The organism is Achromobacter sp. Bel, assembly GCF_012928505.1.
Taxonomy (GTDB): domain Bacteria; phylum Pseudomonadota; class Gammaproteobacteria; order Burkholderiales; family Burkholderiaceae_B; genus Achromobacter.
Genome location: NZ_JABBJN010000007.1, coordinates 91,025 through 109,629, shown reverse-complemented (window position 1 = coordinate 109,629; position 18,605 = coordinate 91,025). Strand labels below are relative to the sequence as shown.

Annotated in this window: 17 protein-coding genes; 7 read left to right on the top strand and 10 right to left on the bottom strand. The window is 66.7% G+C overall.

The features are described from left to right. The first annotated feature begins 113 nt into the window (after positions 1-113). Positions 114-842: a response regulator transcription factor gene (locus HG262_RS06970; protein ID WP_169270320.1), complete on the top strand. Its 729-nt coding sequence runs from the start codon at positions 114-116 to the stop codon at positions 840-842. Then, positions 839-2,311, top strand: coding sequence for a HAMP domain-containing sensor histidine kinase (locus HG262_RS06965; protein WP_169270319.1), 1,473 nt, complete (start codon positions 839-841; stop codon positions 2,309-2,311). The genes HG262_RS06970 and HG262_RS06965 overlap by 4 nt, the downstream gene beginning before the upstream one ends. A gap of 26 nt (positions 2,312-2,337) precedes the next feature. On the opposite strand, the gene HG262_RS06960 is transcribed toward HG262_RS06965, so the two are convergent. After that, positions 2,338-3,495, bottom strand: coding sequence for a nitronate monooxygenase family protein (locus HG262_RS06960; protein ID WP_169270318.1), 1,158 nt, complete (start codon positions 3,493-3,495; stop codon positions 2,338-2,340). Positions 3,496-3,609: 114 nt separating this feature from the next. Further along, entirely contained in the window at positions 3,610-4,338 is a 729-nt protein-coding gene (locus HG262_RS06955; RefSeq protein WP_169270317.1) for an IclR family transcriptional regulator, read from the bottom strand. Positions 4,339-4,526: 188 nt separating this feature from the next. Here HG262_RS06955 and HG262_RS30955 point away from each other — a divergent pair, with 188 nt between their 5' ends. The 3 genes from HG262_RS30955 (at position 4,527) to HG262_RS06945 (ending at position 7,774) form a co-directional block, all read left to right on the top strand. Beyond that, on the top strand, positions 4,527-5,465 hold the full coding sequence (locus HG262_RS30955) for a hydroxymethylglutaryl-CoA lyase (RefSeq protein WP_248293264.1): 939 nt from the start codon (positions 4,527-4,529) through the stop codon (positions 5,463-5,465). Positions 5,466-5,585: 120 nt separating this feature from the next. Continuing rightward, positions 5,586-6,791, top strand: coding sequence for a CaiB/BaiF CoA-transferase family protein (locus tag HG262_RS30950; RefSeq protein WP_248293263.1), 1,206 nt, complete (start codon positions 5,586-5,588; stop codon positions 6,789-6,791). Beyond that, entirely contained in the window at positions 6,788-7,774 is a 987-nt protein-coding gene (locus HG262_RS06945) for a tripartite tricarboxylate transporter substrate binding protein (protein WP_169270316.1), read from the top strand. Before HG262_RS30950 ends, HG262_RS06945 begins: the two co-directional genes overlap by 4 nt. Positions 7,775-7,836: 62 nt before the next feature. Here HG262_RS06945 and HG262_RS06940 read toward each other — a convergent pair whose 3' ends face one another. From HG262_RS06940 to HG262_RS06930, 3 genes are all read right to left on the bottom strand, one after another. Continuing rightward, positions 7,837-9,225 carry a tripartite tricarboxylate transporter permease gene (locus HG262_RS06940; RefSeq protein ID WP_169270315.1) on the bottom strand — a complete coding sequence of 463 codons (1,389 nt, stop codon included), beginning with the start codon at positions 9,223-9,225 and terminating at the stop codon, positions 7,837-7,839. After that, positions 9,222-9,710: a hypothetical protein gene (locus HG262_RS06935; RefSeq protein WP_169270314.1), complete on the bottom strand. Its 489-nt coding sequence runs from the start codon at positions 9,708-9,710 to the stop codon at positions 9,222-9,224. Before HG262_RS06935 ends, HG262_RS06940 begins: the two co-directional genes overlap by 4 nt. A 79-nt stretch (positions 9,711-9,789) precedes the next feature. Next, complete coding sequence (locus HG262_RS06930) at positions 9,790-11,079, bottom strand: hydroxymethylglutaryl-CoA reductase, degradative (protein ID WP_169270378.1); 1,290 nt, start codon at positions 11,077-11,079, stop codon at positions 9,790-9,792. Positions 11,080-11,210: 131 nt separating this feature from the next. Here HG262_RS06930 and HG262_RS06925 point away from each other — a divergent pair, with 131 nt between their 5' ends. Then, positions 11,211-12,629: a PLP-dependent aminotransferase family protein gene (locus HG262_RS06925; RefSeq protein WP_169270313.1), complete on the top strand. Its 1,419-nt coding sequence runs from the start codon at positions 11,211-11,213 to the stop codon at positions 12,627-12,629. Here the strand turns inward: HG262_RS06925 and HG262_RS06920 are convergent. From HG262_RS06920 to HG262_RS06900, 5 genes are all read right to left on the bottom strand, one after another. Then, positions 12,620-13,414, bottom strand: coding sequence for an anaerobic ribonucleoside-triphosphate reductase activating protein (locus HG262_RS06920; protein ID WP_211186988.1), 795 nt, complete (start codon positions 13,412-13,414; stop codon positions 12,620-12,622). The genes HG262_RS06925 and HG262_RS06920 overlap by 10 nt on opposite strands. Beyond that, positions 13,380-13,565: an anaerobic ribonucleoside-triphosphate reductase gene (gene nrdD / locus HG262_RS06915; RefSeq protein ID WP_088588230.1), complete on the bottom strand. Its 186-nt coding sequence runs from the start codon at positions 13,563-13,565 to the stop codon at positions 13,380-13,382. Before nrdD ends, HG262_RS06920 begins: the two co-directional genes overlap by 35 nt. A 52-nt stretch (positions 13,566-13,617) precedes the next feature. Beyond that, on the bottom strand, positions 13,618-15,612 hold the full coding sequence (locus HG262_RS06910) for a ribonucleoside triphosphate reductase (RefSeq protein ID WP_169270312.1): 1,995 nt from the start codon (positions 15,610-15,612) through the stop codon (positions 13,618-13,620). 145 nt (positions 15,613-15,757) lie between these two features. Beyond that, a complete protein-coding gene (locus HG262_RS06905) occupies positions 15,758-16,108 on the bottom strand; it encodes a DUF3325 domain-containing protein (protein ID WP_169270311.1) in 351 nt (116 codons plus the stop codon). Further along, entirely contained in the window at positions 16,105-17,715 is a 1,611-nt protein-coding gene (locus HG262_RS06900) for a PepSY-associated TM helix domain-containing protein (RefSeq protein WP_169270310.1), read from the bottom strand. The genes HG262_RS06905 and HG262_RS06900 overlap by 4 nt, the downstream gene beginning before the upstream one ends. A gap of 265 nt (positions 17,716-17,980) precedes the next feature. Here HG262_RS06900 and HG262_RS06895 point away from each other — a divergent pair, with 265 nt between their 5' ends. Beyond that, positions 17,981-18,595 (top strand): hypothetical protein, encoded by a 615-nt coding sequence (locus HG262_RS06895; RefSeq protein WP_169270309.1) that lies wholly within the window; start codon positions 17,981-17,983, stop codon positions 18,593-18,595. The last annotated feature ends 10 nt before the right edge of the window (positions 18,596-18,605 follow it).

Genomic DNA, 18,605 nt, shown 5'->3' with positions numbered 1-18,605 from the left:
CCATTTTTCCCCGGGGCCGATATCGGAGTCCTCACGCAAACTTAAAATATTTGTGATAACTGCCTGCCTGCGTATTGGCGACAATGGCAGTACTAAATTGGTCCGAGCCCCCCATGGAAACGCCCCGACGCGTGCTGATAGTTGAAGACGACGCCCACATCGCCGAATTGCTGCGCCTGCATCTGCGCGACGAAGGCTATGCGGTGGAACATGCCGCCGACGGCAACGAAGGCATGCGGCGGCTGGAAGAGGGCAGTTGGGACGCGCTGGTCCTGGACTTGATGCTGCCCGGCATCGACGGCCTGGAAATCTGCAAGCGCGCGCGCGCCATGGCCCGCTACACGCCCATCATCATCACCAGCGCCCGGTCCAGCGAAGTGCACCGCATCCTGGGCCTGGAACTGGGCGCAGACGATTACCTGGCCAAGCCGTTTTCCATGCTGGAACTGGTGGCGCGGGTGCGGGCGCTGCTGCGCCGCAGCGACGCGGTGGAGCGCAACGCGCGCATCGACGCCGGCAGCCTGGCCGTGCATGGGGTGTCCATCGACCCGATCGCGCGTACGGTGGATGTGGACGAACGCCGCCTGGACCTGACGCCACGCGAATTCGACCTGCTGCATTTCTTCGCGCGCCATCCCGACAAGGTCTTTTCACGGATGGACCTGCTGAACCACGTCTGGGGGTATCAGCACGAAGGCTACGAACACACCGTGAACACGCACATCAATCGGCTGCGCACCAAGATCGAAGCCGACCCGTCCAACCCGCAGCGCATCCTGACCGTATGGGGCAGGGGTTACAAATTCGCGGCGGCGCCGGGCGGCACGGGAGCCGCGACATGAAACGCTTTACCCTGACCCAACGCCTGTCCGGCGTTTTCGCGCTGTTGCTGCTGGCCAGTTGCGGCGCGTCGGCCTGGCTGCAGATCGCCGCCAATTCGCGCTACGAGCAGGAAGTCGTGCAGCGCCTGTCCAGCGGGCTGGCGCAACATATCGCCGGCACGACCGAACTGATGGACACCAACGGGTGGAAGCCGGACGCCGTGCGTTCGCTGTTCGACATGCTGATGGCGGTGAACCCCGCGGTCGAGGTCTATCTGCTGTCGAACGATGGCCGCATCGTAGGCGACGCGGCGCCGGCAGGGCAGATCAAGCGGGACCGCGTGGACCTGGCGCCCGTCAAGCGGCTGCTGGACGGGGGGATGCTGCCCATCGTGGGCGACGACCCGCGCAACGCGGAGGCGCAAAAGGTGTTCAGCGCCGCGCCCGTACGGGTCGCGGGGCAAGACAAGGGCTATGTCTACGTGGTGCTGCAGGGGCAGGCGCACGATGCGCTGGCGATGTCGGTGTCGCGCAGTTCAGTGTTGCGCACGACGCTTTGGTCGATCGCGCTGGTGGCGCTGCTGGGGCTGGTGGCGGGCCTGACGGCGTTTGCCTTGATCACGCGGCCGCTGCGCGGCCTGACGCGCGCCGTGCGGGCCTTTGATGGCGACGACGGCCAGGCGCTGGCTGCGCTGGAGCGCCCCGGCGACGCCTCGGACAAGAGCGGCGACGAGATATCGGTGCTGCGGCGCAGCTTCGTGCAGATGGGCCGCCGGATTTCCGACCAATGGCGCGAGTTGACGCGGCAGGACCAGCAGCGGCGCGACCTGGTCGCCAATATCTCGCACGATCTGCGCACGCCGCTGACGTCCCTGCATGGCTATCTGGAAACGCTACGCCTGAAAGACGACACGCTGGACGCCAGCGAGCGCCGCCGCTATCTGGACATCGCGTTGGCGCAAAGCCGCAAGGTAGGGAGGCTGGCGCAGGAATTGTTCGAACTGGCGCGGCTGGAGTCCGGCCTGGTGCGGCTGGAGCCCGAAACGTTCTCGTTGCCGGAACTGGTGCAGGACGTGCTGCAGAAGTTCGAACTGGCCGCTGAGGCGCGTCATCAGCAGTTGACGACCGATATTCCCCAGGCCTTGCCGCTGGTGCGCGCAGACCTGGGACTGATCGAACGCGTCCTGACGAACCTGCTGGACAACGCCATCCGGCACAGTCCGCCGGGGGGCCGGATCGAACTGCAGCTAGGGGTGGCGCAAAGCCGGGTGCAGGTGCAGGTCAGCGATTCGGGCAAGGGCATTCCGCCCGAACTGCGCGCCGGCTTGTTCACCCGGGCTTCCGCGTTGAGCCGCGGGCCGCGCGACGGCGGCGGTTTGGGGCTGGTGATCGTGCAGCGCATCCTGCAACTGCATCAAAGCGAGATCCGGCTGGTGGAACGCGCCGAGCGCGGCGCGGTGTTCCAGTTCGAATTGTCGGCGGCGCGTTAACGCCGGCAGGCCGGGTCGCTGTGGGGTCAGGCGGCGGCGGGCATCTTCCCGTGCAGCAGGTAGTCCATCAGTTCGCGCACTGAGCGCATGGCGTCGCCGAACGGCAGCTTTGACGCGCCGCGAAAGAACAGGCCGCGGCTGACTTCTCCGCGCAGGGCCGCGGCCAGCTTCAGGTCGATGCAGAACTGGCCGAAACGCGACAGGCCGTCGCGCAGGCCGCATTGCGTCAGGCAATCCATGCGCTGGCTGCAACGCCTGGGGTCGGCGCGTGTACCGGCCTGCAACGTCTTTTCCTGGCGCAGGTAGCGGGTCAGCCAAGGCGTTGCCACCGCGCGTGCCGGCAGACCGGCAACGCTGGTGAATTCGGCCAGTTCGGCGGGGTCGGCATCCATCAGCACGCGCTTGAAATTCTCGTGCGCGTCGCCTTCGTGGGTGACGGCGAAGGCGGTGCCCACCTGTATGCCGTCAGCGCCGTGGGCAAGCCAGTGGCGCACCTGGTCATGGCTGCCGACGCCACCCGCGATGATCAGGCGCGGCGCGTCCTGGCCCAGTTGCAGCTCGTCGAAAAGGGCATGGCATTCGGCCAGGACGCGCTGGAAATCGAAGCGCTCGTTGTGGATGTCGTCCAGGCGCGCCGCGCCCAGGTGTCCGCCCGCGTGGCCCGGATGTTCAATGACCACGGCGTCGGCAAGCTTGCCTTTCTTCATCCATTTTTTCAGAACGACGGCCACGCCGCGCGCCTCCGACAGGATCGGCACCAGCGCGACCTTCGGGAAATCGGCCGTCATTTCAGGGAGGTCCATCGGCAGGCCGGCGCCCATCACAATGGCTTGCGCGCCGCTTTCGCAGGCCTGGCGCACCAGCGCCGGGTGGCCGCGCACGGCCTTCATGACGTTGACCGCGATCAGGCCGCGTCCCTGCGCCGTGTCCAGCGCGGCGCGCACTTCGCGGTCCAGCGCTTCCAGGTTGGCGCTGTCGATGGCGTCGCGGTCATTGCATTTGTCGGTTTTTTCGAGCAGATCCGGGTGGTGATGGCGCAAATCGATGCTGGCGATCGTGCCTACCGCGTTCTGGCTGGCGACGGCGCCGGCCAGGCGGTGAGCGGACACGCCGACGCCCATGCCGCCCTGAACGATGGGCAGCAATTCGCGTCCGGCGAGTTTGAGTGATTTGAACCACGTCATGTTGAGTCTTTCCTCTGGTCAAGTGGACAGAGGCTAGAACAAGGGCTGACGGGTCGCCTTGCGCGGGATCAAGCGGGCAGGCAATGGCGGGGCCGCGGTGGTCAGGCGCCGCCTTCAGCCCACGCGGCCCGTCAGCCGGTGGGCGGCCTGCAAGACAGACGCCAGGTGGTCCGGGTTGTAACGGTGCGCGGGGGCCGTCAGCGTCACCGCGGCTGCGATGCCGCCCGACAGCAAGAAAACCGGCGCCGAGATGCCCGCCACCTCGCTCAGCCGGTCGCCCATCGCGGCAAAATAGCCGTCCTGGCGGATGCGGGCGTACAGCGCCTGGTCCGGGCCGGGGGCGCGGCCCAGGATGTCGTCATAGGCCGTCAGCACGCGTCCGCCGCTGCCGCGTTCCAGCGGCAGCAGGTCGCCCGCCCGGATGTGGTCGCGCACCGGATGCGGGGAATCCACGCGGTACAGGCACAGGCGCGCATCGCCCTGGCGCACGTGGTAGGCCGCGCTTTCGCCGGTGGCGGCCACGAGTTCCCGCAGCACCGGCATGACGACGTGCTCCAGCGAAAACGATGCGGAATAGATGCTGTGCAGGCGGGCCACTTCGGGGCCCAGCGCGTAGCGGCCGTCGTCCAGGCGGCGGATCCATTGCGCGTGTTCAAGTGACGCCAGCAGGCGCAGCACGGTGCTTTTGTAAAGCCGGGTGCGTTCGGCCAGTTCGCCCAGCGACAGCGTGCGGTCAGCGGGCGTGAAGGCCGCCATCAGGCTCATCGCCCGGTCGACCGCGGCCACGCCGCCTGCTGCGGCATCGGCGTCCGCAACGGATTCGGTCACGGCTTTACGGGGCATGGCCAGCTCCGGCGGGGCGGCGCACAGCAATCGGCATATTCCATCCTTTAGAACGATTCGCGGCCATTGTAGGCACACGCCCGCCCGGCCGTGGGCACAAGACGCCCTTGACATCGATTTCCGGTTCGCATTTAATTCTATTGTAAAGAACATAGTTCTATTAGATAGAATAATTTGGAGACGCAAGCATGGCGCATGACGCCTCAACCCCCACAGATGTCCTGATCAGCGAAGTCGGGCCGCGCGACGGGCTGCAATCCGTGAAGGCCACCATGCCGACGGCCGACAAGTTACGGTGGATCGACGCGCTGGTCGCCGCCGGCCTGCGCGAAATCGAAGTGGCGTCGTTCGTGCCGCCTCGGCTGCTGCCGCAAATGGCCGATGCGGCGGAAGTGGTCGCCCATGCGATCCGGCACCCCGGGGTGACGGTGATGGCGTTGGTGCCGAATTTGCGCGGCGCCGAGGCGGCGTTGCACGCCGGCGTCCATAAGCTGACGTTGCCGGTCTCCGCCAGCCGCGCCCATTCGCTGGCCAACGTGCGCAAGACGCCCGAAGACATGGTGGAAGAAGTCCGCGCCATCGCCCAACTGCGCGACGCCATCGCGCCCGGCGTCAAGCTGGAAGCCGGCATTTCAACGGCGTTCGGCTGCACCTTGCAAGGCCTGGTGCCGGAGGACGACGTCATCCGGTTGGCGGCAATGTGCGTGGCGGCCGGCGCGGATGAATCCGGCCTGTCCGACACGGTGGGCTATGCCAACCCGGCGCAGGTGCGCCGCCTGTTCCGTCGCTTGCGCAGCGAGCTCGGGGCCCGCGCCGGCGCAGCCCATATGCACAACACCCGGGGCTTGGGATTGGCCAATTGCCTGGCGGCCTGGGATGAAGGCGTGCGCACGTTCGACAGTTCGCTCGGCGGCCTGGGCGGATGCCCCTATGCACCCGGCGCGTCGGGCAACGTCGTCACCGAAGACCTGGTGTTCATGTTCGAGGCGATGGGCGTGCGTACCGGGATCTCGGTGGAAAAGATCATCGCGGCGCGCACGCCGCTAGCCGCTGGTCTACCAGGCGAGCCGCTGTATGGCATGACGCCGGACGCCGGATTGCCGAAGGGTTTCGCGCCGCTCCGCTAGCCCCCTTTTACCGATCACGATGCCAACGCGGCAGGGGCGACACGCGCCGGCCGCGCAGGGCGGCGCTTTGCCTGAATGCTGCCGCACGGCGTCGAGCCATTCCCTTTGAAGGTGCCTCACATGTCCAGCCGTTCCTCGTCCCGTCTTCCGTACGAAGGCATCCGCGTCATCGAATTCACCCACATGGTGATGGGGCCCACCTGCGGCATGTTGCTGGCGGACCTGGGCGCCGAGGTCATCAAGGTCGAGCCGATGGGGGGCGATTCCACCCGCCAACTGCTGGGCTCGGGCGCGGGTTTCTTCCCCATGTTCAACCGCAACAAGAAGAGCATCGCGCTGGATCTGAAGCAGCCCGAAGGCATTGAGGCTGCGCTTCGCCTGATCGATTCGGCAGACGTGGTCAGCGAGAACTTCAAGTCTGGCGTGATGGAAAAGCTGGGCTTGGGGTATGGCGCGCTGAAGGCGCGCAACCCCCGGCTGATCTATGTCAGCCACAAGGGATTCCTGCCGGGGCCGTACGAGAACCGCACTGCCCTGGACGAAGTCGTGCAGATGATGGGCGGGCTGGCCTACATGACGGGCCGGCCGGGCGATCCGCTACGCGCCGGCGCCAGCGTCAACGACATCATGGGCGGCATGTTCGGTGCCATGGGGGCCATGGCGGCGTTGGCCCAGCGTGAACATACCGGCGTGGGCATGGAAGTGCAGGCCTCGCTATTCGAAAACAATGTCTTCCTGGTGGGCCAGCACATGATGCAGCACGCCGTGACCGGGAACGTGCCCGCGCCGATGCCCAGCCGCATTTCCGCGTGGGCCGTGTACGACGTTTTCACGGTGAAGGATGGCGAACAGGTGTTCCTGGCAGTCGTCAGCGACAAGCAATGGGACATCTTCTGCCGCGCGTTCGGCCTGGCGGAGTGGCTGGCGGACCCGCGCCTGAAGACGAACAACGACCGCGTGCAGGCCCGCGATTGGCTGATGCCGCAGCTGCGTTCGCATCTGGCTGGCTACCGCGCGTCGGCGCTGGCGGCCCGCTTCGAGCAAGAGGGCCTGCCGTTCGCGCCCATCACCCGGCCCGAGCAACTCTTCGACGATCCGCACCTCAAGGCCACGGGCGGGCTTGCGCCGGTCACGTTGCCGGACGGCCGCGAAACCCGGGTGCCGCTGGCCCCGCTGACCTTGGACGGCGTCCAGCCGCCCATCCGTCTGCAGCCACCGGCTGTGGGCGAACACACCGACGCGCTCTTGCGCGGCGTCGGCTATCGCGACGATGAAATCGCGGCCTTGAAGGCAAGGCACATTACACAAGGAGACAAACCCTCATGATCGCTCTATCCCGACGCTCATTCCTGGGCGCCGCCCTCTGCGCCGCCGCGTTGCCGCTGCGGGCGCAGACGGCCGGCGGCTATCCCGATGGCCGGCCGATCCGGCTGATCGTTCCCTACACGCCAGGCGGCGGCACGGATTCCGTGGCCCGGGCGATCGCAGCCAGGATCACCAGCCTGGCCGGCTGGTCGGTCGTGGTCGAAAACCGGCCGGGCGCTGGCGGCAACATCGGCTTGGACTATGTCGCCAAGACCAAGCCCGACGGATTCATGCTGGGCTTGGGGCAGACCTCCAACCTGGCCATCAACCCGGCGCTGATGCCGAAGATGCCGTTTGATGCCGCCAAGGATTTCGCCGCGGTCGCGCTGATCGCATCGCTGCCTGTCGTGCTGGTGGTGAAGGCCAACGCGCGGTGGAACACGCTGGCGGATCTGGTCCGCGACGCGCGCGCCGCGCCCGGTTCCATCAAGCAGGCCCTGGCGGGGTCGGGAACGGTGGGCCATCTGGCGGGCGAACTGCTGGCGTATCAGGCGAAGTTCGAGGTGCTGAACGTGCCGTACCGCGGCGCCGCGCCGGCCCTGAACGACCTGCTGGGCGAAAACACGGACTATATGTTCGCCACGCCCCAGGCCGCGCAGGAAATGCTGAAGGGTAAAGTGCTGCGCCCCTTGGCCGTGACCGCGCGGGCACGGCTGCCGATCCTGCCCGACGTCCCCACCGTGGCCGAGTCCGGCTTCGACGGCTTCGAGGCGTTGGATTGGAAGGCGCTGGTGGCGCCGGCCGGCACCCCCCGCGATGTGATCCAGGCGGTGAACGGCGTCGTGGAAAAGGTCTTGGCCGATCCGGCTACGGTGGCGCTTTTCACTGCCGAAGGCAGCACCGCGATGGGGGGCACGCCCGACGCGGCGCAGCAATACATCTTGCTGGAACAGAAGAAATGGGCCCGCCTGATCCGCGAGGCCAATATCCAGACTGCCGCTTGAAGCGGCCGCCGGGGCCGGCAGGCTGGCGCGATCCTGGACGCGCCGCTGCCGGTCCGGCGTGCCTACGCCATCAGCTTGACGATGGCCGGCACGGACAGCACGGCGGTGTAGTAGCCCATGAACTGCACGCCGGTGTTGAAGCCGAAGCGGCGCGAGAGCAGGCCGCCGAACAGGCCCATCGTCAGGATTACGAGCAGGCCCAGGAACTGGCCTTCCCAGATGCTGATCACGATGATCAGGCCCACGAAGGTGGCGATGATGGCTTCGTGGCTGACCTTGCGCGACACGAATAGCGCGGCGCGGCGCGCGAAGTTCATCGCGAAGGGGTAGGAGACCAGTGCGGCCAGCAGCACCGCCAGCATGCCGTAGCCCAGGAATTCCCAGTGGTTCAGCAGGTTGTGCAGATTGTGCGTCTGGCCCGTGGCGGCGTCCACCGTGAAACGCGGCGGGGCGTTGAACAGCGGGGCGGCAGGCCCTGCGGCAACCGGGCTGAGCGGCAGGCCGAACGCGATCAGCGGGATCAGCGCTTCCGCGATATAGGTCGCTTCGGTGACGCCGTTGCGGGCCGACAGGACCGTCGTCAGGCGGTGGTAGGCGTGCTTGATGCGCGAACCGACCAGTTCGCCCAGCACGACGGTCATGGCGACGGGGCTGAACACGAAGGTCGCGCTGGAAATCGCCGCCGTGGCCAGCGTCCAGCGGGTCTGCGTGCGGTCCATCACCTTCAGCGGGTTGGGGAAGTAGCCCGACCAGCTCTTGACGTCAGGGGCCAGCGAGAACGTGCGCACCTTGTCGCGCATCATCTGCGTGCGCCCCATGGGCGAGATGACCGTGAACAGGTCCGCGATCAGCGGGCCAATGGCGATGCCCAGGAAATAGCTGATACTGAGCTTGACGCCGTACTTGGCCGTCAGGCTTTGCAGCGCGATGATGACCACCACGAAGGGCACCAGCAACGCTACCGCGGCCCATCGCCCGGCCGAGAAATAGGCGATCAGCACGGCTGCGGCCAGGAAGATCCACGGCGCGGACTTCGTGATGGCGGCGCCGAACGGCGCCAGCAGCACGGCGAACAGCACGGCCAGCGGCACGGCGACAAAGGCGGCCACGATGGCGCCGGACACCATCTTGCGCAGCGCGATGTGCGGCACGCCCAGCTTGCGCAGCATGTTCGCATCCTGCAGCAGCGGCGTGGCCAGCGTGTCCCCGGGGATGCCCAGCAAGGCCGTGGGCACGGCGTGCGTCATGTGCTTGGCCACCGCGCCGGCCAGGAAGAATGTGAACACGCCCGCGGGCGGCACGCCCAACAGCACCACCAGCAAGGTCAGCGGCGCCAGCGTCGTGGTTTCATCGGTGCCCGACACCAGGCCGATCGCGGCGAACACCACCGCGCCCAGCAGCCCCATCGCGGCGGCCACCATGATTTGTTCAAGCAGGGCGGGGTCGCTCATGCCAGGGCCTCCTTGGATGCGCCTTGGGCGCGGGGGGACGACGCCGGCGCAGCGGCGGGCGCGGCGGCGGGCGGTTCGGTGAACAGGTCGTACAGGTCCAGTTCCTTCAGTTCGCGCACGACCGCCTCGGGCAGGTCGGCCAACGTGCCCAGGCCGCCGGGCTGCTCGGCCAGTTCGGCCAGCACTTCGGCGCGCCAGGCGGGGTCATGCGTGGAGGTGTGTTCAATGACTTCGCGTTTGGGCGGGAACAGGCGCGCGCAGATCACGCCCGCGATCACGCAGCCGGCCAGCCCGGCCAGCATGGCGTAGGCGTGCGCCAGCTCGGGAGACGCGACCATGCCGCGCAGCCAGCGGCTGGCGGCGTAGAAGCCGGCCACGCTGATCGTGATGCCGATGCCGATGGCCCACGCCAGTTGGCGCAGGTCCACGGTGTCGCTCCATACCTCGGCCAGGCGCCAGGGCGGCGCCGGGGATTTTGCTTCCATGTCTCTCTCCGTTGTGTCCGGGCGGCGCCGGCATTGCCGCGCGCCGCCTCTGTTCTTGTATGGCCTGGGCCGGCCGGGCTTATCGCGACTGCCGCAGTTCCTCCAGCAAGGCCAGCGCGCGGTCGGTGCGGACGTCCTGCTCCGCCGCCATGCGCTTGGCGATGGTATCGATCTCGGCGCCTGTCGCGCCGGCCACCAAGGCGATGTTGCGGGCGTGCAGCGCCATGTGGCCGCGCTGGATGCCTTCGGTCGCCAGCGCGCGCAACGCGCCCAGATTCTGCGCCAGGCCCACGGCGACCGCGACTTCGCCCAGCTCCTGCGCGGAGCGCACGTCCATGATCTTCAGGGCCAGGCGGGCCAGCGGATGCGTTTTGGTCGCGCCGCCCACCAGGCCCACGGGCATGGGCATTTCAATCGTGCCCACCAGGGCGCCGGACGTGTCTTTTTCCCATTGCGTCAGCGACGTGTAGCGGCCCGAGCGGGCCGCGTAGGCGTGCGCGCCGGCTTCCACCGCGCGCCAGTCGTTGCCGGTGGCGACGATGACGGGGTCGATGCCGTTCATGATGCCCTTGTTGTGCGTCGCCGCGCGGTAGGGGTCGACGGCGGCGAACGTGTAGGCGTCCAGCACGCCTTCGATGATCTCGGCGCCGCTGCGGTCTTTGGTGTCCAGCGCCTGCGGCGTCAAGCGCACGCGGGCCCGCGCCAGGCGCAGATCAGCCAGATTGGACAGGATGCGCAGGCGCACCGAGCCGCCGGTGATTGCTTCGACCAGCGGCGCCACGGCCTCAGCCATGGTGTTGACGGTGTTGGCGCCCATCGCGTCGCGAACGTCCACGATCAGGTGCAGCACGATCATCGGGCCGCGCGGCGTGTCGGCGAAGACGTGGACTTCCAGGTCCTGGCAGCCGCCGCCCAGCCCGATCAGCACTTTGTCGCGGCTGTTGGCCAGCGTCACGATGCGCTCGCGTTCACGCAGTAGCGCCAGCCGCGCGCCATGCGGGTCGGTCAGGCCCAGCACCTGGACCTGCGCACGCATCAACGGGCGGCTGCTGGACGTCTCGAAGCCGCCGCATTCGCGCGCAAGCTTGGCCATGTAGGAGGCCGCCGCCACGACGGAGGGCTCTTCCACGGCCATCGGCACCAGCACGTCACGGCCATTGACCTGGAAGTTGCCGGCCACCCCAAGCGGCAGTTCGAACGCGCCGATGACGTTTTCGATCATGCCGTCGGCGCGGTCCAGGCCGAGCGCGCCAGGGCGGGCCAGCAGTTGCTGTTCTTCGGGGGTCAGCGAGGCGGCGTCCGCGATGGCGGCCAGGCGTTGCGCAGGCGTCAGCGCGCGGAAGTTGGGCAAGCGTGAATCGGCCACGATGGCAGGTCTCCGTATAAGAATTAAGTGGCCTGATTCTAGGTAAACTGTACCGCTATTGAGAGGTACAGTTTGGGCAAACAGTACCATCGCACTGCACCAATTCTGGCCAGGATTCACGCGGAAGACGACGCATGGAAGACACAACAAAACCGGGCCGGCGGCCGCGCGCCGCACCCATCGCCGAAAGCCTGGCCAAGCTGATCGGTCAGCAGATCGCCGACGGCGTGTACCGGCCGGGCGACAAGCTGCCGTCCCTGCGGGAACTCTCGCAACTGCACCGCTATGCCAAGAACACCGTGGTCGTGGCCTTTGAAATGCTGGTGGCCCAGGGGCTGGTGGAACCGCGCCGGGGAGCGGGCTTCTATGTGCTGGACGGCCACTTCGCGCGCAAGGCGGCCGACGAGGAATCAGGGCAGCTGAGCCGGGCCATGGACATCGTCTGGCTGATGCGCGAACAGCTCAAGACGCAGCCCGACGCGGTGCAGGCCGGCGACGGTTTCCCGCCCGTGGAATGGCTGGCCGACATGCGCATGGACCGCTATCACCAGAAAGTGGTGCGCACGGGCCTGGGCGCCTTGTTCCGCTATGGCAGCCGCTTCGGCTACGCGCCGCTGCGCGAGAGCCTGGTGCGCAAACTGGGCGACGTGGGCGTGAATGTGGCGCCGCCGCAGCTGGTGCTGACGCAGGGCGCCAACGAGGCCATGGATCTTGTGATCCGCTATTTCGTGCCGCCGGGGGCGACCGTGCTGGTCGACAATCCCGGGTACTACCCCTTGTTCGGCAAGCTGAAGCTGGCGGGCGTGCGCATGCTGGGCGTGCCGCGTCTGTCCGACGGCCCCGACGTGGCCGCGCTGGAAGCCTTGCTGCAACGCGAAAAACCGCGGCTGTTCTTCACGCAGTCGCTGGCGCACAACCCCACCGGTTCCGATATTTCGCCGGCTAAAGCCTATAAGGTCCTGCAGCTGTCCGAACGCTACAACCTGATGGTCGTCGAAAACGATTCGCTGGCCGACTTCAAGCCCACGTCCGCCGTCCGGCTGTCGGCGCTGGACCAGTTGGAGCGCACCATCTATATCGGCAGTTTCTCGAAATCGTTTTCGGCTGCGCTGCGGGTGGGCTTCATTGCCTGCAATGCGGCGCTGGCCAGCGACCTGGCCGACCTGAAAGCCCTGGTGCACGTCAGCAGTTCCGAATACTGCGAACGCATGGTGGACGTGATGTTGCGCGACGGGCACTACGAGCGGCATCTGGTCCGGCTGCGGCAACGCCTGGAGGCCGCCACCGGCCACGCCCTGCAAGTACTGGATTCACTGGGGGCGGAGGTCTTCGCGCGGCCCACGAGTTCGCTCTACTTGTGGTCGGCCTTTCCCGGTGTGTCCGATTCGCTGACGCTGGCCGCGGACCTGATGCCCGAAAAAGTCATCATGGCGCCGGGCCGCGTATTCAGCGTGGACCCGACCGCCACGTCACCGTGGTCTCGGTGCAATGTCGGGGCGATCGGCTCGCCGCGGTTTCTTCCGACGCTGGCGGCGGCGTTGGCTCAGCGGTAGGTGAATTCGCTAAACCACTGCGTCAGCAGGGACTGCGCCTGCGCGCTCAACGCGCGGCCGGGCGGCGCACCGGGTGAACTGCGCGCGCCTTGGACGGCGAAGCGTCGCACGCCGCGGCGGGCCATTTCGCGGGCCAGGGTCAACAGCCGTGTTTCATCCAGCCAGTCGGGGTGCCAGGTGATGCGGCATTCGAAATCCGTGCCGGCCGACAGCAACTGCGTCAGGCAGGCCAGCGCGGGGCGCTGGGAGTCGCGACGGCCGGTGATGTCGTCGTAGCCCTGCGCGTCGGCTTTGATGTCCAGCCCCACCCAATCCAGATGGCGCAGCACGTCGGCCAGGCGCAGCGGATAGATGCCCGCCGTGTGCAGGCCCACGCGGTATCCCATGCGCCGCACGTCGCGGATCAGGGACGGCAGCCGGGGTTCGCTCAGGGGCTCTCCGCCCGAGAACACCACGGCATCCAGCAGGCCGGTGCGGGTTTCCAGGAAGGCCCGCGTTTCCCGCCAGTCGTATCGGGCGGCGCGGGTTTGCAGTTCGGTGTTGTGGCAATAGTGGCAACGCCAGGGGCAGCCCGAGATGAAGACGACGGCGGCCAGTTGACCCGGCCAATCCACTGTCGAGAAGGGCACCAGGCCGCCGATCGCGGGCGAATGCCGCGGCAGCGGCTGGGCGACGGGTTGGGGCGGCGCCGCGTAGGCCGGCCTTGCGGCCAGCCTGCGCGTACCGGGTTCAGCGTGTTGAGGCGCGCCTTCAGGCGCGTTGCTCGACGAAGAAGCGGCGTTCATTGAATTCGCCTTGTTTGCCGGTGTTGAAGGAAGAGACGGGACGGTGGTAGCCCATTACTCGGGTCCAGACTTCGCAGCGCACGCGTTGGCTGTCGTCCAGTTGCAGGACGGGGGCCGCGGCGGTGGGGGCGGGGACGGTCAAGGTTTGCATCGAGGACTCCTTGGGGTGAATGCCGGGCTTGCGCCCGGCGGGGTGTCGCGCGCTAGGCGGGTGCGCAGCACGCGGATTGCTTGGCCAACAGTTCGGCATCGCATTTCGGGCAGAACTCGTGATGCCCGGCCAGATACCCGTGGTTGGGGCAGATGGAAAACGTGGGCGTGACCGTGATGTAGGGCAGCCGGAAATTCGACAGGGCGCGGCGTACCAGCTGCTTGCACGCTTCGGCGGACGACACCGCTTCGTTCATGTACAGGTGCAGCACGGTGCCGCCGGTGTATTTGCTCTGCAGCGTCTCCTGAAGTTGCAGTGCGTGGAACGGGTCGTCAGTGTGGCCCACGGGCAACTGGCTGGAATTGGTGTAGTAAGGCTGGGCGTCGGTGCCGGCTTGCAGAATGCCGGGATAGCGCTTTCTGTCTTCGCGGGCGAAGCGGTAGGTCGTGCCTTCGGCCGGCGTGGCCTCCAGGTTGTAGAGGTGGCCGGTCTGCTCCTGGAATTCCGTCATGCGGTCGCGTACGCGGTCCAGCAGACGCACGGCCAGCGCGTGGCCCGCGGCGGTGGTGACGTCCTCCGCATCATTCGTGAAGTTGCGGATCATCTCGTTGATGCCGTTCACGCCCAGCGTGCTGAAGTGGTTGCGCAAGGTGCCCAGGTAGCGCCGGGTGTAGGGGTACAGGCCCTGGTCGATATAGCGCTGCACCACCTTGCGCTTGGTCTCCAGCACGTCGCGTCCCAGGCCCAGCAGCGTGTCCAGGCGCGCCATCAGCTTCGCCTCGTCGCCCTGGCAGGTGTAGCCCAGGCGCGCGCAGTTCACCGTCACCACGCCCACCGACCCCGTCTGCTCCGCCGATCCGAACAGGCCGTTGCCGCGCTTGAGCAGTTCGCGCAGGTCCAGTTGCAGGCGGCAGCACATGGACCGCACCATGTGGGGTTCCAGGTCTGAATTCAGGAAATTCTGGAAGTAGGGCAGCCCGTATCGTGCCGTCATCTCGAACAGGCGGTCGGCGTTGGGGTGGTTCCAGTCGAAGTCGGGGGTGATGTTGTAGGTGGGGATCGGGAAGGTGAACACGCGCCCCTTGGCGTCGCCAGCCATCATCACTTCGATGTAGGCGCGGTTGATCATGTCCATTTCGGCTTGCAGGTCGCCATAGTGGAACGGCATTTCCTGGCCACCCACGTAAGGCACCTGTTCCTTCAGGTCGGCCGGGCAGGTCCAGTCGAACGTCAGGTTGGTGAACGGCGTCTGCGTGCCCCACCGGCTGGGCACGTTCAGGTTGAAGATCAGTTCCTGCATCGACTGCTTCACCTCGGCGTACGTCATCGCATCGCGGCGGATGAAGGGCGCCATGTAGGTGTCAAAGGAACTGAAGGCCTGCGCGCCCGCCCATTCGTTCTGTAGCGTGCCCAGGAAGTTGACGATCTGGCCGATGGCGGCCGACATGTGCCTGGGCGGCGTGGATTCCACTTTGCCCGGGATGCCGTTGAAGCCTTCGGTCAACAGTTGGCGCAGCGACCAGCCGGCGCAATAGCCGCTGAGCATGTCCAGGTCGTGGATGTGGATGTCGCCGTTGCGGTGCGCCTGACCCGCTTCGGGGGTGAAGACGTTGGACAGCCAATAGTTGGCGGTGACTTTGCCTGCGACGTTCAGGATCAGGCCGCCCAGGCTGTAGCCCTGGTTGGCGTTGGCGTTGACGCGCCAGTCGCGCTGGTCCAGGTATTCCTCCATGGCGCTTTCCACGTCGACCAGGGTGTGGCGCAGCGCGCGCAGCCGGGCGTGTTGTTCGCGGTGCACGATGTAGGCGCGGGCGGTGCGCCAGTGGCCCGCCTGGACCAGGGCCTCTTCGACCCGGTTCTGGATGGTTTCGACGCCGGGGCAGGGCTGGTCAGCCAGGGCGGCGATGACAGTGTCAGTCAGGGCCTGCGCCCCCGCCAGGTCCAACTCTCCGGTGCTGGTTCCGGCCGCCGCCATGGCGTGCGCGATCTTGTCGCGGTCAAAGGCCGCGACGCGGCCGTCGCGCTTGAGGATGTGTTGGATAGGCATTATTGACACCATATGTAGTGGGGTGTGAAAACTCTACCACCACATATGGTGTTACCGGTGCGCAAGACGCACGCGATATCAGCCTGGTTTGATACGGGTCAATCGGCGGGGGATGGCCCGTGGAATGCGCAATGCGCGGCGGGCGTCAGAAACCGATGCCGATGCCGGCCAGTGAAATCGCCACCGCCAGCGCGGCGGTTCTGGCCGCGGGGCGCGGGGCCCAGGACAGCATGCCGACCCACAGCAGCGCGCCGGCGGACAGCCAGCCCAGCCAGGCGACCACGCCCACGGTGTTGCCCCACAGGCCCACGCAAGGCAGCAGGGCCAGCGCCAGCAGCAGCACGCCGGCACCGCGCAGCACGCGCGTGTGGCCGGCCGACGGATCGCGGCCCCAGACCTGATCGTAATGGCGCGGCATGGCCAGGCTCAGGCAGGCCATGCCGGAGTAGGTCAGCAGCAAAGCCATCACAATGGCGAAGACGTCGTTCATGTTCATGCCGCAGCCTCTTGGTTCGCGCGGGGGGTGCGCTGGGCGGGCGCGGACAGGGGCTTCTTCCACAAACGGATGGCCGCCCAGGCGGATAGTACGCCAAAGGCGACGGCGGTCAGTTCAACCCCGGCGCTTTCCCAGTCGCCGCGCGCGATCTGCGCGTACAGGTGATCGCCCAACGCCGCGAACGACATCAGCGGCAGCAACAGGCACAGCGCGGACAGCAAGCCCAGTTGCATGATCCATGCCCGGCGCGGGCGGCACAGCCAGGCCAGCGCCAGCATCAGCGCCCAAGCGCCGAAGAAGCAGCGCAGTTCCCACAGCACCCGGTTCTCCAGCGCGACGGGCAGCAGGCGGTTGGCCCAGAAGTAAGCGGCGCAGGCCACCGCCAGGCCGGCCAGCGCGGCCACGTTCAGGCCTTCGAACAGCCGGTACATGCGCGCCGTGGCGGCGCCGAATTCATTGCCCAGCTTGGCGCGCCGTTTCACCATGAACAGCACGGCGCCGGTGCCCATCATGGCGGCGCCCGCCAGGCCGCAGATGAAATACAGCCAGTGGATGGCCAGGCCGCCGAAGCGCCCCATGTGCAGGTCGCTCATCACTTGGCGGACCAGCGCCGGCGTGCCGCCGTTGACCCCGCCCGCTGGCCGCGTGCGCAGCAGTTCGCCTGTGGCGCCGGAAAATTCGGCCATGCCGGTCGTGGCGCTGATGTTGTGGAAGGTGTCGCGGTCTTCGTTCCAGCCGTAGACGCCGATCCGCATGGAGCTGTCTTCGGGGTTGTTGATGACGATGGCGCGCGCCGTCTGGCCGATCAGCGCCTCGGCCTGGGCCACGATGGGTTCCAGCTTAGGGCTGGCAAGCGGCGCGCCAGTGCGCAGGGGTTTGATTTCGCCCTGCATTTCGGCCAGGTACAGGCGGGTGCCTTCCATCCCCGCGCCGTAGTGAGCGACAACCGGCGCCGGCATCAGGTCGGCGCTGGAGATCGTGATGCCGGTATAGGCGATCATGAACTGAAAGGGCAGGGTCAGCACGGCGACGGCGTTGTGCGCGTCCAGCCACGAGCGCTGCCCCTTCTTCGCGCGGAACGTAAAGAAGTCCTTGAAAATGCGCTTGTGCGTGACCACGCCCGAAATCAGCGCGACCAGCATCGCCATGGTGGCGAACGCCACGATCCACAGGCCATAGCGGCTTTCGTGCAGCATGTAGTGGAAGTTCACGAAGTGCGTGCCGCCCATCGTGGCGCGGCCTTCTTCGTCGTGGTGGTCGTCTATCTCGGCGCCGGTGACGGGGTCAAGCTCGGCATCGGCGTATTGGCCGTTCTGATCGAACCAGTAGACGGACAGGCTGTTCTCGTGCGAGCGGTTGACCGGCCAGATTTCCCACATTTCAGCGCCAGGGTGCTTTTTCGACATGTAGTCGATCGCCAGATCCAGACGGCGGGCGCGGTCCACGGACGGGCTTTCCTGCTGCGCGGCCAGGGCTTCGGCCGCGTGGTGCTCGGGTGTCATCCAGTGGGTGATGGGCTCGGAAAACACGGCGAGCGATCCGGTCAGGAACACGGCGAACAGCAGCCAGGAAAACCACAGGCCGACCCAGGTGTGCAACCAGGCCATGGATAGGCGGAAACCGGATTTCAGAACAAGCCTCTTTTTTCGTTGTTGCCGCCGCGAGCCGGGCGGATGTTGGTTTTATTGAGAATGGTTCCAATTCTAAGCGAATTGGGGCCGGAGTTGCGATGCTAAGCATTCCGGGTTTGCCGTTGTCTGGGGCAGGCGCGGGGCGATCAGGCATGGCGATTGCTGAAGGGGCGCTTCATCCCGCTCGACTGTCCGTGTTGGCCGGTCAGGCCGCAGATGTCCATGAACGAGGAGTCCCCTGATGAAACACAAAGCCGGAAACGCCCAGCAGATCAACGAACTGCTGTATCAGGCGCTGGAGACCGAGATCGGCGGCCTGTCCGTCTACGAGACCGCGGTGTCCTGTGCCATTAACGAAGACCTGAAGAAAGAATGGAAGGAATACCTGGAGGAAACGCGCACGCACCACCGCGTCCTTTTGACCGTGTTTGAACAACTTGGACTCGATCCCGAAATGCAGACGCCGGGCCGCGAGGTGGTCCGGCATCTGGGCGAATCGCTGGTCAAGGCCATGAAGATGGCGGTCAGTGCTGGCGACCGGGACGCCGCGCAGCTAGTGGCAACCGAGTGCGTGGTGCTGGCCGAAACGAAGGATCATGCGAATTGGTCGTTGATCGGCGTGATTGCCGACCAGCACTCCGGCCGTGAGGCCAAGATCCTGAAGCAGGCCTATGACGCCGTGGCCACCGACGAAGACCACCACCTGTATCACACGCAAGGCTGGTCCCGCGAATTGTGGATCGAGTCGCTGGGCTTTCCGGCCGTGCTGCCGCCGCCCGAAGAGGTCAAGCAGGTGGAATCCGCGATCGGCGCATCCCGAGCCGAACAGGCGCGCGACAAGATGCTGAAACACTAGGAGACCGGCC

Bases quoted from the DNA above. Each gene is read 5' to 3' on its own strand.
- HG262_RS06970 (WP_169270320.1), top strand. From the start codon at position 114: ATGGAAACGCCCCGACGCGTGCTGATAGTTGAAGACGACGCCCACATC.
- HG262_RS06965 (WP_169270319.1), top strand. From the start codon at position 839: ATGAAACGCTTTACCCTGACCCAACGCCTGTCCGGCGTTTTCGCGCTG.
- HG262_RS06960 (WP_169270318.1), bottom strand. From the start codon at position 3,495: ATGACGTGGTTCAAATCACTCAAACTCGCCGGACGCGAATTGCTGCCC.
- HG262_RS06955 (WP_169270317.1), bottom strand. From the start codon at position 4,338: ATGCCCCGTAAAGCCGTGACCGAATCCGTTGCGGACGCCGATGCCGCA.
- HG262_RS30955 (WP_248293264.1), top strand. From the start codon at position 4,527: ATGGCGCATGACGCCTCAACCCCCACAGATGTCCTGATCAGCGAAGTC.
- HG262_RS30950 (WP_248293263.1), top strand. From the start codon at position 5,586: ATGTCCAGCCGTTCCTCGTCCCGTCTTCCGTACGAAGGCATCCGCGTC.
- HG262_RS06945 (WP_169270316.1), top strand. From the start codon at position 6,788: ATGATCGCTCTATCCCGACGCTCATTCCTGGGCGCCGCCCTCTGCGCC.
- HG262_RS06940 (WP_169270315.1), bottom strand. From the start codon at position 9,225: ATGAGCGACCCCGCCCTGCTTGAACAAATCATGGTGGCCGCCGCGATG.
- HG262_RS06935 (WP_169270314.1), bottom strand. From the start codon at position 9,710: ATGGAAGCAAAATCCCCGGCGCCGCCCTGGCGCCTGGCCGAGGTATGG.
- HG262_RS06925 (WP_169270313.1), top strand. From the start codon at position 11,211: ATGGAAGACACAACAAAACCGGGCCGGCGGCCGCGCGCCGCACCCATC.
- HG262_RS06920 (WP_211186988.1), bottom strand. From the start codon at position 13,414: ATGAACGCCGCTTCTTCGTCGAGCAACGCGCCTGAAGGCGCGCCTCAA.
- nrdD (WP_088588230.1), bottom strand. From the start codon at position 13,565: ATGCAAACCTTGACCGTCCCCGCCCCCACCGCCGCGGCCCCCGTCCTG.
- HG262_RS06910 (WP_169270312.1), bottom strand. From the start codon at position 15,612: ATGCCTATCCAACACATCCTCAAGCGCGACGGCCGCGTCGCGGCCTTT.
- HG262_RS06905 (WP_169270311.1), bottom strand. From the start codon at position 16,108: ATGAACATGAACGACGTCTTCGCCATTGTGATGGCTTTGCTGCTGACC.
- HG262_RS06900 (WP_169270310.1), bottom strand. From the start codon at position 17,715: ATGGCCTGGTTGCACACCTGGGTCGGCCTGTGGTTTTCCTGGCTGCTG.
- HG262_RS06895 (WP_169270309.1), top strand. From the start codon at position 17,981: ATGAAACACAAAGCCGGAAACGCCCAGCAGATCAACGAACTGCTGTAT.